Below are 16,225 nucleotides of genomic sequence, written 5' to 3' on the forward strand. Positions count from 1 at the left end.
GCCACATCAACCAGGACCTGACGCGTTATGAGCTGCACCGCGTGTGGGAAGTGATCGGTACGGTCAAGCCGAGCGAGCGGCACATCTACGCCAAACGCCACATGTACATCGACGAAGACAGCTGGCAGGTCGCACTGGCCGACCATTACGACGGTCGCGGACAACTGTGGCGCGTTGCCGAAGGTCACGCGCAGTACTACTACGATCACCAGGCGCAGGCCTACACCCTCGAAGCGCTCTACGACATCATCGCCGGTCGCTACATTGCTTTGGGGATGAAGAACGAAGAGAAGCACAGTTTCGAATTCGGCTTCGAAGCCAAGGCTGCCGACTACACCCCTTCGGCCTTGCGAGCAGAGGGCGTGCGGTAACGGTTCTGATACATCAGCAGGGCAAAAGGCGACCGGGTGGTCGCCTTTTTTATGGGCGTCAATCAGCGTGCTGAATACTCGTCAACAAGCGGTCCGGAGAGGGCTAGGGTGACGGCACAACGATAAAAAGGCTCACTCGATGACCGCCATGACTATGAGTCTGGATCGCTCCGGATTTTTGCCCAGACAGTCTTCTCATCATCAATTGCGCCCGCGATTGAGCGAACCATTGCTGGCCTCGGTGGCGCGGGTCAAGTTGATTTGCGCACCTGCTGGCAGCGGCAAAAGCGCATTGCTGACGGAGTGCCTGTTGCAGGCGCCGCCCCAGTGCGTGGTGCACTGGTTGCCTCTTGCAGGGACGACATTGAGCCCCGAGGCTTTTTGCCGTCGACTGGAGGAAGTATTGGGGCTGACCGAAACGGGCGAGGCGGGGCTGATGACTGCGCTGGCGCGCTGGTCACAACCGACATGGCTGTTCATCGACGACTTTTGCCGCTTGCCCAACTCCGCGCTCGATGCCCTTCTGGATCGCTTGTTGGCGCACAGCAGTCAGGCGTTGACCTGGTGGATTGGCACGCGCAGGCGCCCGCAGTGCAACTGGCCACGGTTGCTGCTGGAGGATGATCTGTACGAGTGCGAAAGCGCGACGCTGGCGCTCATACCCCAAGAAATTGCCCAAGCGTTGCGACACCTGCCTCCCGAGCAAGCGGACAGCATTGCGGTGCGTATTGTCCAGCGCACCTCAGGCTGGTGCGCCGGAGTGCGTATGGCGCTATTGCAGAAATGCGACTGGTCACAAGGCTCTCAGTCGCAACAGCGTGTGGACACGCTGCTTGATTACCTTGAGCACGAGCTGTTCAGCAATCTGACTGCGGAGCAGGCGGAAGTCTGGCGAGTGCTGGCACATATGCCTCGTTTCAACGCGCCGTTGTGCGAGCACCTGTTCGGTGCCGGAGAGGGCGCGCAACACCTGCGTTGGCTGCAAGTGCTCGGCTGCTTCATTGAGCCTTGGCAGGCGTCGAGCGAATGGTTGCGGGTGTTTCCACCGCTGTCGCGCGTAATGCGCGATGCGCACGGGTCATCGGGACGCTCGTGGCATCGACGCGCGTGCCAGTGGTTCACCGCCAGTCAGGACTGGCGGTCGGCATTCGAGCAGGCATTGCTTGCCGAAGAATACGAAGTGGCGGTGAGTCTGCTGCAGCATCTGAGCTTCGAGCATCTGTTCGAGGATCAGACAGTGGTGCTGCTCTTGAAGTTATACGAGCAGCAAGGTGAAGAATCGTTTTTTGGTGCCGCGCAGCGTATCGGCATGATCACTGCCGCTTTGTTGTTCGCCGGACGGTTCGACCAGGCCGCCGGTTGTATCGAACAGCTATGCCGGTTTTCACCGCAGCCAGCTGCGCACTCACAGCGACAGTTGGTGGCGCGCTGGCAAGCCCAGCAAGGCTGGTTGTTACATGTGCAAGGGCGTAAGGACAGCGCACGCCAGCATTTCCTTGAGGCGTTGGCCGAGCTTGATTGCGATCAATGGATTTTACGTGTCCTGTGCTTGTCGGGCCTGACCCAGCAAGCCCTGCAAGCTGGTGAGCTGAATGCTGCGCAGGCACTCAATCGCGATGCACTGTGCCTGGCCAGAGAACGCAGCTCATTGGTGTTTGAAGGGCTGCTGGAGCTGGATCACGCCCAGTTACTCGAACAGCGCGGCGCTTTTGTGGCGGCCGACAACTTGCTGGCAGGCGTACAAACGTTGTTGATGCAATGTTTTGAGCGGCCAGTGCCCTTGCTGGGCCGGATCGCTTTGCGTCGCGGGCGCCTGACGCTGTTCATGGGACAGGACGAGCACGCCGCCGAATGGTTTCAGGGCGGGCTGGCCGATTGTCTGCACAGCCATGACAAGCAAGTGTTCAACGGTTTTCTCGGGCAGGCGTATCTGGCGGCCAATCGGCAGGACTATGCACAGGCGTTCATGCGATTGCGTGAAGCTGAACGTTTGATGCAGCAGTGGCAGATTCCAGATTGTGTCTATCGTGGTGCGCTATTGCAGGTCAGTTGCCAGCTCTGGTTGCAGCAGGGGCGTACCGAGCTGGTGCTGGAGGCTGCGACCCGGGTGTTGCGGCATTTTCGTGGTGCGCAGGCACGACAGGCGCCGCCTGCGACAATATCGCTGATTGCCAGAATCGAATGTCTATTGGTTTTGGCGCAAGTTCAACTTCAATGTGCAGTCAATCCGCAGCAGCAACTCAGTGATCTTGCCGAGCAGGCGAGACATACAGGCGCGCGAGGACTCGAGACAGAGTTGCAATTGGCAATGGCCGAGGTTTATTGGGTGCACGGTAGTCATGCCCTGGCCAAAGTGGCCCTGAACCGTGGGTTGGAGTTGATCCGGCATTGCCATGCACCTTTTATGTTGCGCCAGTCGCAGTTACGCCTCCCCGAGTTGTTTCGAATCGAGGGCACAAGCGGTTTTATTGAAAATGATAGTAAACAACACGTTGTCGATGCACTGCTCAGTGCAAGAGAGGAGCAAGTCTTGAAGTTGATTGCCAGTGGTCATTCAAATCAACAGATTGCCGAACACCTTTATATTTCATTGCACACTGTTAAAACTCACGTCAGAAGAATATACGGAAAGCTGGCTGTGGAGCGCAGAACACATGCGGTTGCGAAGGCCCGGTTGTTGGGCTTTCTTTGAGCCTTTGAATCGTCAGAGAAATAAGTGTGTTGCAGGATAGGTGGTCGTGGACTGCTCTACATAACTTGTAAGGGGGTGTCGGTGTCTTATTGGCTTTCTCTGGTTTAAGTTTTCTGCGAATCGGTGGGGTTGCTGACCTCGCTTTTGCAAACAAATGATCAGAGAAAGAACTAATGGCTGAAGATAAAAGCGTGCAAGAACGGTTGGCTGAAATAATGGAAGCTAATAAAGAGCTGTCCATTCAGTTGGTTAAAGTGCCGGGCTTCAAAAACATTCTCCAGGATATTTTGCTGTTTGCCCTGCAGAAAATTGATCCCGACGTGTATGTCAGTAAAGTCTTCATCAATAATCACAGCAATAAAAATGCGTCAACCAGAGAACCCGTCGGCGCAATACTCGATGTGCTGCTTCAAAGTCTGCTGGAGGGGCGTGCTCCGGTTTATAACCCTGCTGAATTCGGTGTTTATGAATGGCGCAATTCAAACGATGACGCCGATCGCCACCCAACCCTGACTGTTCAGACGGTAGGATTGATGATTGCAGAACTGCTACAGGGGCTACCAGAACAATTCGCGTTGATGCTCGACCGGTATTGGTCCGCGCCGCAGGGAAAGGATGCCAATGGACGCGTTTTGCCCACGGCCCTCAACGTGTTGCGCGTCCAGCATACTCGGCTGTTCTGGCACGAACTGGCCCTGCTGACCGCTGAGGGCGGTTTGTCGCCAACCGATCAGGAAGCGATCAACCGACTGACCAGTCCTGCTGTGGCCAGTGCCTTTCATGATGTCTCTATCAAGTTGAAAAGTGGCCAGTTTGCTCCGCTGGCTTCCGTCTTCGTCCTGCGATTAAGTGGCGAGTCGCTGGGGGCGATCATTCCGAAGCCGGATAACGCTGTGGTGTTGTACACACCGGGCAGAGGTCTCGAAAAATTCAGCACATCGGCGGCGTTGCATGAGACTTTGGCAAAACGTCTGCAGGCATCGGAGAGCCGTGCCGAACTGATTGGATACCTGTCACGGTCCGATGCCGAGCAGGTCGGTGACCTACTTGAAATTCGATATCCACGAATTGACAAAGATATCTTTTCTACTTGCGTTGAAGGCGAGCGTTCAAAGCAACGGGCCAATGTCACCTATCACTTGCGTCAGATGGAAAGCGTTCGTGCAGCGAACGAAGAGCGACTACTCGAAATCGGCGCTGCATTATCGATGGAAGGCATGCTTATCGATGCGCGTAACCGAACGGCGTCGCTGATGAAGTTGATGTCGGCCAATGCCCGACCACATTGGTTGAAGTCAGCTTATGTCACCAATCAGGAACTGCATGCAGGCCTTGAGCGTGAACTGCTGCGCAGTGAAGTCGATCTCCATGAGTTGACCAAAACAGTGGCTTCGTTTCAGGCGTATGCCCGATATAAGGCCGAAGAGTTTCTTTCTCCGGGAACCGATGAGCGCGTCGACCCGGATACCGTTTTTGTCAAAACCCGACATATGGTGACATTGGCCGATGGCAAGAAAATAGAGATCAATGAGCGTAAGACATTGACTCAGGTTTACCTGTACGGCGCCTATGATAAAGAGGCGTTGAATGAAATAGCGCTGGAGGAAAAGTCTGATAATCCAAAGCTTAACCCCGCAAGCATTCTACGTTCCATTCAAGCATTGAATGTTCGCCAGACTTATAACGCCGCCAGGCAACAAGTGTATGCCCGGCCAGAAGTTACAGAATCGCTAAGAGAGGTGTCGGGGCGTAAAACAGCGTTGTCGATATTTTCCGCGATTTTGCAAAAGCATGTCAGCCCAGCTGCGCATGACATGGTGCAGCGTTACAACTTTGGCGATACATCTATCGAAACCCTCGGTGTTACATTGGGCTCTCAGAGTAAACCGATGCACGGATTGATGGTGTATCGGCGCAGGGACTTCGCGGTCAGCAAGTCCGGTTATGTTTTGTATGCTCCGGATTTTCCAGGTGGGCAGGAATGGTTTGAGTTTGCGGACCTGGAGCGCATGCAACGACAACTATTGCGCTGGGCGCTCAGTAGTGAGGAGCGCACTTATTTGAAGTCGAAACTCTACGCCAGTGAAAACAGTCGTCTCGATGATTTTGAAAAAGTAAAAAGCGAATCGGATATCGCGCTGGAGAATTGGTGGAAGTTCTTCGAACTGGCACGGTGGACGGAATCTGGACCGCTGATGGCCAGTGTCGCCAATTCCATCCGGTGGGCGGATGAGGAGGTCGAAACGTTCTCGCCGCGCTGGTGGCGGGAGTCTTCTGTCAGTGATCAAAACCTGCTGAACCGACTCAATGCTGATTTCAAGGCTGTTTATCAGATTTCAAAGGGACAGCTGGACATTACGCCGTTCCATTCGTTCTCCCGAACGCTGGTCAAGAAAGCGTTGAATCAGTATTTGAACCGATCTGGCAATCATCCTGAAATTGATCCGGATGAGGTATGGGTGAAGTTTCATGCAAGCTCCAAAATCAGTTTGACCAACTTGTTCATTCAGTGGCAACTGTGGCGCAGCGACGTCTCCATTTTCGAGAGAATCTACTTCAACATCATGCCGGGTGGCGGGGTAATCGTAGACCTCAAGGATCGGCTGAGAGAGGCCTCTTTTTCGACATTCTCCGGCCAGCCCATTGCGGCGCTGAACGCAAAGGTCATCACCGATCTCATCGATCTGCTCCCCGGTGAACGGTATCTGGAGTATCTGCAAGCGCGATTCCTTGATACGCCGGGCATTGAACTCAACGTCAACTATTACCGCAAGCTCAAGCAAGTCGAAATGTTGAGGTCTGCCCTCACTCAGAAAATGAAAGGGAGTCTGTCCGCAGAGCAGTTCAACTGGCTGAAGGCGATGATCGAGGGACTTGAAAAAGACCTGCCTTCTAAAGCGATGAATACGAGCGGCGCACCGGATATCGGGGTTTACGAGTTCACACTCGAAGGTCGGCTTTTACATGGCGCCTACGTGTTTGGACGAGCAGTCGGCAGCCGCAAGGAGTTCATCGTTTATGTGCCCGGCACCCGCGATGAAAAAGACTTTATTGCACTTGAAGACTTGCCTGCGCGGCTGCGTGATTTCGCCTTCAATCGTCATCTGCTGCAACTTGTTCGTATGGAGCACCGGGGCATCGTAAAAAACTCGATCGAGAAATACTGGCGCTCGTCGACGTTGCTGCCTCAACCCTCTCTGACCAACAGTTATCAGATTCGCCGTTTCGAGAATGAATACCGTGCCATGATCGGCCGCTTCATTGCCGATGTGGATTATCAAACCACCAGCCCCGCCGAGGCCGTATGGGAGGACGCGAAGATTCTCATCGACTTCGCGATTGAGGTGGTGTCGTTGTTTGTGCCACCGGTAGGGCTGGTAGCGAGCGTCTTGCGGATCACCCAATCAGTGATTCAGGGCATCGTCGCCTCTAGCCACGGCGATTCTTCTAGCGCCAATGCTTATTTCGCCGCCGCGTGGAAAGGCGCCATCAGTCTGTACATCGGCAAAGTCTCGGCCATTGGCAGCGCTGCGACGGGCGTAGGTCTGCTGTCCAGCATCAAGGACATTGCCGATCTGGTGTCGACGGTCACCGGTGTTCCGGTGGGCATCGGTTATGTCACGGCAGTGGCTGCGCCTCCCGCGACCGTGGAGAGCACCACTCGCCTGATCGGTTGACGAGACTGTATTCAGACACGATGAATCAACTGGGTGGGGCCTCATACCCCATCCGCCAACTCACGGCCCGCGTCGCAGCCAATAACCGCTGCGCCGCCGGGCCGTTTTCGTCGGCGTGGAACAGCGACGTCGGGCCAACGATGGTCAACACCGCGGCGATTTGCCCGACCGCGTTAAACACTGGCGCCGACAACGCATCCACCCCCGGCATCAGCAAGCCATGCACATGGTGCAGGCCGCGTTCGCGGATCTGTTCACACAGCGTTGCGTAGGTTTTTTCGTCTTTCAGCGGATGCCCGGCGACAGTGATTTCCTGTGCGCGCAGTTCATCGGTTTCGCGATGCGGCAGGTAGGCGCTGAACACCAGGCCAGTCGAAGAGCTGAGCAGCGGCAACACCGACCCCAACTGCGTGACCACCGTCACCGCGCGCACGGCCGGTTCGATGTGCACGACGGTGGCACCCTGATTGCCCCACACCGCCAGAAAACAGGTTTCGTTGAGTTCGTCGCGCAGTTCTGACAGCGGCAGGGCGGCGACTTTCAGCACGTCCATACTGTTGAGTGCGGCCAGACCCACGCGCAGCGCTTCTCGGCCGAGACCGTAATGGTTGGTAGCGGCGTTCTGTTCGGCGAAACCGCTGGCGATCAACGCCTGCAGATAACGGTGAACCTTGCTCGCTGGCATCTGCACGTGTTCGGCCAGGCGCGACAGCGAAGTGGACGGCGACAACTCGGCCAGGGCCTTGAGGATGTCGGTGCCGACTTCGGCGGAGCGGACTTTCTGTTTGCCGTTGCTGTCGCTGGTTTTTTCCATGGTGCTGCCGGGTTCCGGATCGAATGGGCGTCTTTATAGCTTGACGCTGGATAGCGAGCAAATTACGTTATGCGTAATTGAATTACGATAAAAATAACCCCGGCGTGCCAAGACCTCTGATCCAGAGCGTCCGGCCATGCCGACTCCCTGTTCAGGAGGCTCCATGAACCTCGATTCAGCCTTGGCTTACCAGTCCGGTTTCGGCAACGAATTCAGCACTGAAGCGTTGCCCGGTGCACTGCCCGTTGGCCAGAACTCTCCGCAAAAAGCCCCTTACGGCCTCTACACCGAACTGTTCTCCGGCACCGCGTTCACCATGACCCGCAGTGAAGCGCGGCGCACCTGGATGTACCGGATTCAGCCGTCGGCCAATCACCCGGCATTCGTCAAACTGGAGCGACAGTTGGCGGGCGGGCCGTTGGGTGAAGTGACGCCCAATCGCCTGCGCTGGAACCCGCTGGAGATGCCGGACGAGCCGACCGACTTCATCGACGGTCTGGTGAGCATGGCGGCCAATTCGGGGGCCGATAAGCCCGCCGGGATCAGTATTTATAACTACGCCGCCAACCGTTCGATGGAGCGCGTTTTCTTCAACGCCGACGGCGAAATGCTGCTGGTGCCGCAACTCGGGCGCCTGCGCATCGCCACCGAACTGGGTGTGCTCGAAGTGGCCCCGCTGGAAATCGCCGTGCTGCCGCGCGGTCTGAAATTTCGCGTGGAACTGCTCGATCCTCATGCACGCGGCTACATTGCCGAGAACCATGGCGCTCCGCTGCGCCTGCCGGATCTGGGGCCGATCGGCAGCAATGGCCTGGCCAATCCGCGCGACTTCCTGACTCCGGTCGCGGCTTATGAAAACCTGCAGCAACCGACCACCCTGGTACAGAAGTTCCTCGGCCAGTTGTGGGCCACCGAACTCAATCACTCGCCGCTGAACGTGGTCGCCTGGCACGGCAATAACGTGCCGTACAAATATGACCTGCGCCGCTTCAACACCATCGGCACCGTCAGTTTCGACCACCCGGATCCGTCGATCTTCACCGTGCTGACCTCGCCAACCAGCGTGCACGGTCTGGCCAACCTCGACTTCGTGATCTTCCCGCCGCGCTGGATGGTCGCCGAGAACACCTTCCGTCCGCCGTGGTTCCACCGCAACCTGATGAACGAATTCATGGGCCTGATTCAAGGCGAATACGACGCCAAGGCTGAAGGGTTTGTGCCCGGTGGCGCGTCGTTGCACAGCTGCATGAGCGCCCACGGCCCGGACGGCGAGACCTGCACCAAAGCGATCAACGCCGAGCTGAAACCTTCGAAAATCGATAACACCATGGCGTTCATGTTCGAGACCAGCCAGGTGCTGCGCCCAAGCCGCTTCGCCCTCGACTGCCCGCAACTGCAATCCAATTACGATGCCTGCTGGGCCACGCTGCCCGCCACGTTCGACCCGACCCGGAGATAACCATGACTCAGACTTCCATCACCCGCAGCTGGGTGGCTTCGGCGAACGGCCACACCGATTTTCCTTTGCAGAACCTGCCGCTGGGCGTGTTCAGCCTCAACGGTTCGGCGCCGCGTGCCGGTGTGGCAATCGGTGAGCACATCTTCGATCTGCAAGTGGCACTGGAGGCTGGGCTGTTCGACGGCGTCGCGCGCAGTGCAGTCGAAGCCATGCATGGCGGTCAGTTGAACGCGTTCTTCGAACTCGGTCGCGACCCTCGCGTTGCCCTGCGCGAACGTCTGCTGGAACTGTTCAGCGAAGGCAGCACCCATCGTGGCAACGTCGAAGCCCAGGGCGCGAAACTGCTGCCACTGGCCGCCGATTGCCAGCTACACCTGCCGGCGCGCATCAGTGACTACACCGACTTCTACGTCGGCATCGAGCACGCGCAGAACGTCGGCAAACTGTTCCGTCCGGACAACCCCCTGCTTCCGAACTACAAACACGTGCCGATCGGCTACCACGGTCGTGCGTCTACCGTGCGCGCCTCCGGTGCCGACGTGCGCCGCCCGAAAGGCCAGACCTTGCCAGCCGGTGCGACCGAGCCGACTTTCGGCCCGTGCGCGCGTCTGGACTATGAGCTGGAACTGGGGATCTGGATCGGTCAGGGCAACGAGATGGGCGAGCCGATCGCCATCGGTGATGCGTCTGAACACATTGCCGGTTTCTGCCTGCTCAACGACTGGTCGGCCCGTGACATCCAGGCGTGGGAATACCAGCCGCTCGGCCCGTTCCTGTCCAAGAGCTTCATCACCAGCGTCTCGCCGTGGGTCGTCACTGCCGAGGCTCTGGAACCGTTCCGCACCGCACAACCGGCGCGTCCTGAAGGTGATCCGCAACCGCTGCCATACCTGCTCGACAAGCGCGATCAGGATGGCGGTGGCTTCGACATCGAACTGGAAGTGCTGCTGCTCACCGGGAAAATGCGCGAGCAGAACCTGCCGGCCCATCGCCTGACCCTGAGCAACACCCGCTACATGTACTGGACCGTCGCGCAAATGGTCGCGCACCACAGCGTCAACGGTTGCCAATTGCAGGCCGGTGACCTGTTCGGTTCGGGCACCTTGTCCGGCCCGGAAAACGGTCAGTTCGGCAGCCTGCTGGAAATCACCGAGGGCGGCAAAAAACCGATCGAACTGGCGTCCGGAGAAGTGCGCAAATTCCTTGAAGACGGCGACGAAGTCATCCTGCGCGCTCGCTGCGTGCGTGACGGTTTTGCCCCGATCGGTTTCGGCGAATGCCGTGGCACCGTCGTGGCCGCGCGCTGACAGGAGCGGAGTATGGATCTCTACACGTATTACCGCTCCACGTCGTCGTACCGGGTGCGGATCGCGCTGGCGCTCAAGGGCCTCGACTTTCGGGCGCTGCCGGTCAATCTGATCGCGCCGCAGGGGGGCGAGCATCGGCAAGCGGCGTTTCTGGCGATCAATCCGCAGGGGCGCGTGCCGGCCTTGCGCACGGACGAAGGTGAATTGCTGATTCAGTCGCCGGCGATCATCGAGTACCTGGAAGAGCGTTATCCACAGGTGCCACTGTTGCCGCAGGACTTCGCCGCTCGCGCCCATGTGCGCGGCGTGGCGGCGGTGATCGGTTGCGATGTGCATCCGCTGCACAACGTCAGCGTGCTCAATCGCCTGCGTCAGTCGGGGCACGACGAAGTGCAGGTGACTGAGTGGATTGGCCACTGGATCAGCCAGGGACTGGCGACGGTGGAGCAGTTGATCGGCGACAGCGGCTTCTGTTTTGGCGAGTGGCCGTGTGTGGCTGATGTGTATCTGATTCCGCAGTTGTATGCGGCCGAGCGGTTCAATGTTTCGCTTGAGGCTTATCCACGGATTCGGCGGGTAGCCGCGCTGGCGGCCGAGCATTCAGCCTTCATCAAGGCCCATCCGGCCAACCAGCCAGACACACCGTAAACCTGTAATGAGTGAGGAACCCTTGTGGGAGGGGGCTTGCTCCCCAAGACGGTAAGCCATCCACAGGGGTGGTTTCTGGCATAACGCTTTCGCGAGCAAGCCCCCTCCCACAGTTGGAATCATGGGTCTGCTGGCACTCGGTGAAGACAGTGATCCCCCTCCAGTGATCTGTCTGCTCCCAAAAATCCTAAAAACAAAAAAGGTACCTTGCGATGCACAACCAGATTGCCAGCTTCCGGGCGGCACTCGACGCCCGTCCTGTGTCCCGGTTTCAGTGGTTGCTCTTGATTCTGTTAGCCCTGTTGCTGGTCACCGATGGCTATGACGCTCAGGTGCTCGGTTACGTGGTGCCGGCGCTGGCGCAGGATTGGGGGCTGGAGAAAGCGGCGTTTGGCCCGGTGTTCAGTGCCAACCTGCTCGGGCTCACCGTTGGCTCCCTCGTCGTCACGCCACTGGCCGACCGCTTTGGCGTACGCCGGATTCTGCTGGCTTGCGTGCTGATCTACGCCACGCTCACCGTACTGATGGTTTTCGCCGACTCGCTGAACACGTTGATGATTGCGCGGTTTATCTGCGGCATCGGCATGGGCGGTGCAATGCCCAGTGCGATGGCGCTCATGTCGGAATACTCGCCGCCACGCTTGCGCACCTTGATGGTGACACTGGCCGCGTGCGGTTTTTCATTTGGTGGTGCGGCGGGTGGTTTTGTCGCGGCGGGCTTCATCGACCGCTTCGGCTGGCAAGCGGTGTTCCTCGCTGGCGGTGTGACGCCTTTGCTGCTCTTCCCGTTTCTCTGGTGGATGCTGCCGGAATCCTTGCCGCGTCTGCTGCGGGACGCACCGCCGTATGCGCGGTTACGCAAAGTCACCGCGCGCATGCTGCCGGACTGGCAACCGCCGGCCGCCTCTGTTGAACAGAATGAGCGCGAGCAGGGCAGCAAGCTGACCCTGGTCGAGTTGTTCCGCAACGGTTATGCACGACCGACGATGCTGATCTGGGCGACGTTTTTCGTCAGCCTGATTCTGCTGTATTTCATGATCAGCTGGCTGCCGTCGCTGTTGCTCGAAAGCGGGCTGAAACTTAATGAAGCCAATCTGGTGACCTCGATGTTCCTGTTCGCCGGGACGTTGGGCGCGATCTGCATGGCGTGGTTCGCCGATCGCCTGAAGCGCAAAGTGCGGCTGTTGTCCGGCGTGCTGGCAGGCGCGGCGCTGTGTACGATTCTGCTCGGTTTGAATCACGACAATCCGCGTTATCTGGTGGCCTGTGTGTTCGCCGCCGGTTTTTGCATCATCGGCGGGCAGCTTACGCTGAATGCCTTTGCCAGCAACTTCTACCCGGCGCATGTGCGCGCCACCGGCACGGGGTGGGCGTTGGGCGTCGGGCGATTTGGTTCGATTCTCGGGCCGTTGTTCGGCAGTCTGCTGCTGGCGATGCACATTCCGGTGGAGCAGATTTTCTTCTTCTGCGCGATTCCGGCGGTGATCGCGGCGTTGTTGATCATTCAGGTGCGTTCGCCTTCAGCAGCGTCAGTCAGTGCACCACCGAATTGGGTGGCAGATGCCCCAATCGCTCCGTCAGGCGAAGCCGCTGAATCGGGTCGTCGCTGAGCAGCAGCGCATGCTCCAGATCGAAGCGTTCGGCGTTCGGGCAATCGAGCCGCTGATACAGGCTGGCCCGGGCCAGATAATCAGCGGCGGTGGCATTGCCCAGCTCCAGGACTCGCTCGGCGTCGATCAGCGCGGCAATAAAGTCATCGTGGGTCAGGTGTAACTGACGCAGGTTGCGTGACAGGCGCTGGAGCATCTGCACCGGCGTGGCGGTCAGCAGATGGTCGGCGTTGAGTTGCATCTGGTGGCCATATTGGCGATGCAGCAGTTCGCGACAATCGTTCGGATACAAACGCCGTCCACCGCACGGATCGAGCAAGTGATCCGCTCCGGAAACCTTCAGCAGGAAATGCCCGGGGAAGTTCACGCCGACCAGCGGGATCTCCAGGCCACGGGCCAGTTCCAGCGCGATCAGCGCCAGGGCCAACGGTTGGCCGCGTCGGGTTTGCAAGACCTTGTTGATCAACGCGGCCTGCGGGCGCAGCGGCGCGAAATCATCCTGCGCGAAACCCAGGTCGGTCATTCGCCGCAGGAGTGGCTGCGCCAGTTCGCTGACCGGCAACAGCGGCAAACCGGAACTGACGCGCTGTTGCAGTTCTTTGAAGTCCAGCAACAGCGCCCCGGGATCGAGGTGTTTGTCATGCTCGGCAGCCATCCACAACGCGGCTTCGAACAGCGCGGGCGGTGAACGGTGCAGGCACTCGAAAAAACGTTGGCGCGGACTCATCAAAATCTCCGGGGCATGCCTCGTTTTAGCCTCGTCCGTGTCATTCGTCCAGTGCCTGACGGTGTGCTGCCCGGGTTATGCCGCAAGCTTCTGTCTGCGTGGGCGCTTATTCCGGTGCGCTTCAGCAATTTTCAGGCGCAAGCCTATACTGGCGTTCTACCAGAAGTGATTCGGGAGCCTGTCGATGTTCGCTCTCATGCAAAGCACTCGCCTGGAATCGCTGCACCTTAGCGTTGACCCGGTCTCCGGGTTGAAGGCGGTCATTGCCATCCACAACAGTCGTCTGGGGCCGGCCCTGGGCGGGTGCCGTTATCTTGCCTATCCCAATGATGAATCGGCAGTCGAAGACGCGATCAGACTCGCCCAGGGCATGAGCTACAAAGCTGCGCTGGCGGGGTTGCCGCAGGGCGGCGGGGTCGCGGTGATCGTGCGTCCGGCTCATGTGGAAAACCGCGGTGCATTGTTCGAAGCCTTTGGCCGTTGCATCGATCAGCTCGACGGGCGCTACATCACGGCCATCGACAGCGGCACCTCGGTGGCGGACATGGATTGCATCGCCCAGCAGACCCAGCATGTTACCAGCACCACCTCGGCCGGCGACCCCGCGCCGCATGCAGCAATGGGCGTATTCACCGGAATTCGCGCCACCGCCATGGCGCGTCTGGGCAGCGACAATCTTGAAGGCCTGCGCGTGGCGATCCAGGGTCTGGGCAATGTCGGTTACGCACTGGCCGAGCAACTGCACGCCGCCGGTGCCGAACTGCTGGTCAGCGACATCGACCACGGCAAGGTGCAATTGGCGATGGAGCAGCTCAACGCTCACCCGATTGCCAACGATGCGTTGCTCAGCACGCCGTGCGACATTCTGGCGCCGTGTGGCCTGGGTGGCGTGCTCAACAGCCACACCGTCACGCAACTGCGTTGTTCGGCGGTGGCGGGTTCGGCGAACAATCAACTGACGCACCTGGACGTCGCCGATCAACTGGAGCGGCGCGGCATTCTGTATGCCCCGGATTACGTGATCAATGCGGGCGGGCTGATCTACGTTTCGCTGAAACATCGTGGCGAGGAATTGGCCACGATCACCGCGCACCTGTCGAAAATCAGCTCGCGCCTTACCGAAGTGTTCGCCCATGCGCAGGCGGAAAAACGCTCGCCGGCACGGGTCGCCGATGAGTTGGCGGAAAGAGTTTTGTATCGCTGAATTTCACAGGCATGAAAAAGGCCCTGAGCCATTCGACTCGGGGCCTGTTCAATTCGGGCATCGATTACTTCGCAGCCTTCGCTGCCTTGGCCGGTTTTACCGGTGCTTCGGCAGGTTCTTCTGCTTCAGTCACCTGGGCTTTCTCGACCGGTTCGGCCGGTGCGTTGATCAGTTCGGACAACGCATCAGGCTGACTCTTGAACGCCCGGGCGAACACATCGCGATTCTTCGCCATGTAGATCCCGGCTTCTTCCACTTGTTGTTCAGTCAGCGACGGAACAGCTTTTTGCAACACATCGGCCAGATATTCGGCCAGTTCGAGCATTTTGTCATGACGGTCAGCTTCGGCTTTATCCATGAACAAGCGCTCCAGATCTCGGCTGCTGCGGTATACCACTTCGACGGCCATTCACCACCTCACATGCCTTCACGTTAAGTTGTCTTGACGACTACTGTATCCATATACAGCGAAAAGGATAAGCGAATCCCTGCGCCATGGGTAGTGGCTTTTCAATGTAGACCGGATTTCGGGTTTGTCAGGGACGCTGCGTTGCTGCATTCGCGAGCAGAAAACCACTTGCGGTGCGACCAAACGCCACGGCGCGGGTTTTGCGGCGGCTCGCCATGATGGCGTGGCCTCTTTTCTGCATGAAACCGGACACGTGCAGAAAACCGTCACGTCCAACACGCATCATCCGCTCGAATCGGGCTAAGGAAACATCATCGTGAAAATCAACTGGGCCGAGAAACTGCGGCAAAACGTGCATCAACTGGCCGAGTCGCTGGGCAACCTGTTCGTCGAGACCTTCCATTACCTGGCGCTGTTCGCCATCGGTGCGGTGACGGCATGGGCGGCGGTGATGGAGTTCCTCGGAATGCTCGAAGTCGGGCATATCAAGATCGATGACATTTTGTTGCTGTTCATCTATCTGGAATTGGGGGCGATGGTCGGGATTTACTTCAAGACCAACCACATGCCGGTGCGCTTTCTGATTTACGTAGCGATCACGGCACTGACGCGCCTGCTGATCTCCAACGTCTCGCACCACAATCCGCCGGACATGGGAATCATCTACCTGTGCGGCGGGATTCTGCTGCTGGCGTTCTCGATTCTGGTAGTGCGTTACGCCTCGTCGCAATTTCCTTCGGTGAAGATCGAACACCCGCAACGCAAGATCGGCACGGGCTCCGGTGAACATCCGGAAGTGGAAAAGGGCGAACTCTAAAGGCCGGCGGTTTGCCGGGGCGGGTCGATGACGCGTGGCGGTGGCGGGGTCAGCCCGTCGCCACGGGTCATGGCTTCGAGGATCGCCATGGCGCTGTGGCCCTGTTCGATGGCAATGCCGAACTGGATGCTTTGCACCAGACGCTTGAGCCGCGCCGGGTCGTTACGCTGCTCGGCGCTGATCATCCGTTTGGCGACGATCCGGCCGCTGTTGGACAAGGTCAGCATGATGCTGCCGTCCAGGCCTTGAATGCTCAGGTTGATCTGATAGTCCGGCGCGAAGGCATCGGTAATGATTTGAAAAGGATTGTCCATGATGCGTCACCGCCTGATTGAACGTGCAGTTGTTGACCGGCCGTGATCGGGTTGGTTCGCCAAACCAGACCATTGGCCCTTCCGTGGTCTTGTCTCTTTGGGAGATGTAGCAAGGGACATGCCGGGAAAATTGTCGAACAATGAAACCGGCCAAAAACAAGGCGAGCCCATGGCTC

14 protein-coding genes and 1 pseudogene are annotated in these 16,225 nt (G+C 58.4%); 10 read left to right on the plus strand and 5 right to left on the minus strand.

The window, feature by feature from the left end; translation table 11 throughout:
- The coding region (locus F2P67_RS00630) for a DUF1329 domain-containing protein (protein WP_166216015.1) at nucleotides 1–371 on the plus strand (371 nt) is incomplete at its 5' end.
- Nucleotides 372–572: 201 nt separating this feature from the next.
- On the opposite strand, the gene F2P67_RS27685 is transcribed toward F2P67_RS00630, so the two are convergent.
- Nucleotides 573–851, minus strand: a complete 279-nt coding sequence (locus tag F2P67_RS27685; protein WP_246226447.1) for a hypothetical protein — start codon at nucleotides 849–851, stop codon at nucleotides 573–575.
- Between the two features lie 127 nt (nucleotides 852–978).
- On the opposite strand from F2P67_RS27685, the gene F2P67_RS00635 reads away from it, so the two are divergent.
- The gene (locus F2P67_RS00635) at nucleotides 979–3,063 is read left to right on the plus strand and encodes a helix-turn-helix transcriptional regulator (RefSeq protein ID WP_246226448.1); all 2,085 of its coding nucleotides are present in this window, start codon (nucleotides 979–981) and stop codon (nucleotides 3,061–3,063) included.
- 173 nt (nucleotides 3,064–3,236) lie between these two features.
- Complete coding sequence (locus F2P67_RS00640) at nucleotides 3,237–6,740, plus strand: dermonecrotic toxin domain-containing protein (protein WP_166216021.1); 3,504 nt, start codon at nucleotides 3,237–3,239, stop codon at nucleotides 6,738–6,740.
- 25 nt (nucleotides 6,741–6,765) lie between these two features.
- On the opposite strand, the gene F2P67_RS00645 is transcribed toward F2P67_RS00640, so the two are convergent.
- Nucleotides 6,766–7,554, minus strand: coding sequence for an IclR family transcriptional regulator (locus F2P67_RS00645; RefSeq protein ID WP_166216022.1), 789 nt, complete (start codon nucleotides 7,552–7,554; stop codon nucleotides 6,766–6,768).
- Between the two features lie 163 nt (nucleotides 7,555–7,717).
- On the opposite strand from F2P67_RS00645, the gene hmgA reads away from it, so the two are divergent.
- From hmgA to F2P67_RS00665, 4 genes are all read left to right on the plus strand, one after another.
- Nucleotides 7,718–9,013: a homogentisate 1,2-dioxygenase gene (gene hmgA, locus F2P67_RS00650; protein ID WP_166216025.1), complete on the plus strand. Its 1,296-nt coding sequence runs from the start codon at nucleotides 7,718–7,720 to the stop codon at nucleotides 9,011–9,013.
- Between the two features lie 2 nt (nucleotides 9,014–9,015).
- Complete coding sequence (fahA, locus tag F2P67_RS00655; protein WP_166216027.1) at nucleotides 9,016–10,320, plus strand: fumarylacetoacetase; 1,305 nt, start codon at nucleotides 9,016–9,018, stop codon at nucleotides 10,318–10,320.
- A gap of 12 nt (nucleotides 10,321–10,332) precedes the next feature.
- Nucleotides 10,333–10,968: a maleylacetoacetate isomerase gene (maiA, locus tag F2P67_RS00660; protein WP_166216029.1), complete on the plus strand. Its 636-nt coding sequence runs from the start codon at nucleotides 10,333–10,335 to the stop codon at nucleotides 10,966–10,968.
- Between the two features lie 212 nt (nucleotides 10,969–11,180).
- Nucleotides 11,181–12,578, plus strand: a complete 1,398-nt coding sequence (locus F2P67_RS00665; RefSeq protein ID WP_166216032.1) for an MFS transporter — start codon at nucleotides 11,181–11,183, stop codon at nucleotides 12,576–12,578.
- On the opposite strand, the gene F2P67_RS00670 is transcribed toward F2P67_RS00665, so the two are convergent.
- Nucleotides 12,502–13,305, minus strand: coding sequence for a SirB1 family protein (locus F2P67_RS00670; protein WP_166216034.1), 804 nt, complete (start codon nucleotides 13,303–13,305; stop codon nucleotides 12,502–12,504). The genes F2P67_RS00665 and F2P67_RS00670 overlap by 77 nt on opposite strands.
- 184 nt (nucleotides 13,306–13,489) lie before the next feature.
- On the opposite strand from F2P67_RS00670, the gene F2P67_RS00675 reads away from it, so the two are divergent.
- Complete coding sequence (locus F2P67_RS00675; protein WP_166216037.1) at nucleotides 13,490–14,509, plus strand: Leu/Phe/Val dehydrogenase; 1,020 nt, start codon at nucleotides 13,490–13,492, stop codon at nucleotides 14,507–14,509.
- 154 nt (nucleotides 14,510–14,663) lie between these two features.
- Here F2P67_RS00675 and F2P67_RS00680 read toward each other — a convergent pair.
- A pseudogene (locus F2P67_RS00680) lies at nucleotides 14,664–14,918 on the minus strand (YebG family protein); the annotation flags it as partial.
- Between the two features lie 124 nt (nucleotides 14,919–15,042).
- On the opposite strand from F2P67_RS00680, the gene F2P67_RS00685 reads away from it, so the two are divergent.
- Together F2P67_RS00685 and F2P67_RS00690 are read left to right on the plus strand one after the other, a co-directional pair.
- Nucleotides 15,043–15,222 (plus strand): hypothetical protein, encoded by a 180-nt coding sequence (locus tag F2P67_RS00685; protein ID WP_166216042.1) that lies wholly within the window; start codon nucleotides 15,043–15,045, stop codon nucleotides 15,220–15,222.
- 12 nt (nucleotides 15,223–15,234) lie between these two features.
- A complete protein-coding gene (locus tag F2P67_RS00690; RefSeq protein ID WP_166216045.1) occupies nucleotides 15,235–15,735 on the plus strand; it encodes a phosphate-starvation-inducible PsiE family protein in 501 nt (166 codons plus the stop codon).
- Here F2P67_RS00690 and F2P67_RS00695 read toward each other — a convergent pair.
- Nucleotides 15,732–16,049, minus strand: coding sequence for a DUF3509 domain-containing protein (locus tag F2P67_RS00695; RefSeq protein WP_166216047.1), 318 nt, complete (start codon nucleotides 16,047–16,049; stop codon nucleotides 15,732–15,734). The genes F2P67_RS00690 and F2P67_RS00695 overlap by 4 nt on opposite strands.
- Nucleotides 16,050–16,225 lie beyond the last annotated feature (176 nt).

The organism is Pseudomonas atagonensis, assembly GCF_011369485.1.
GTDB lineage: Bacteria > Pseudomonadota > Gammaproteobacteria > Pseudomonadales > Pseudomonadaceae > Aquipseudomonas > Aquipseudomonas atagonensis.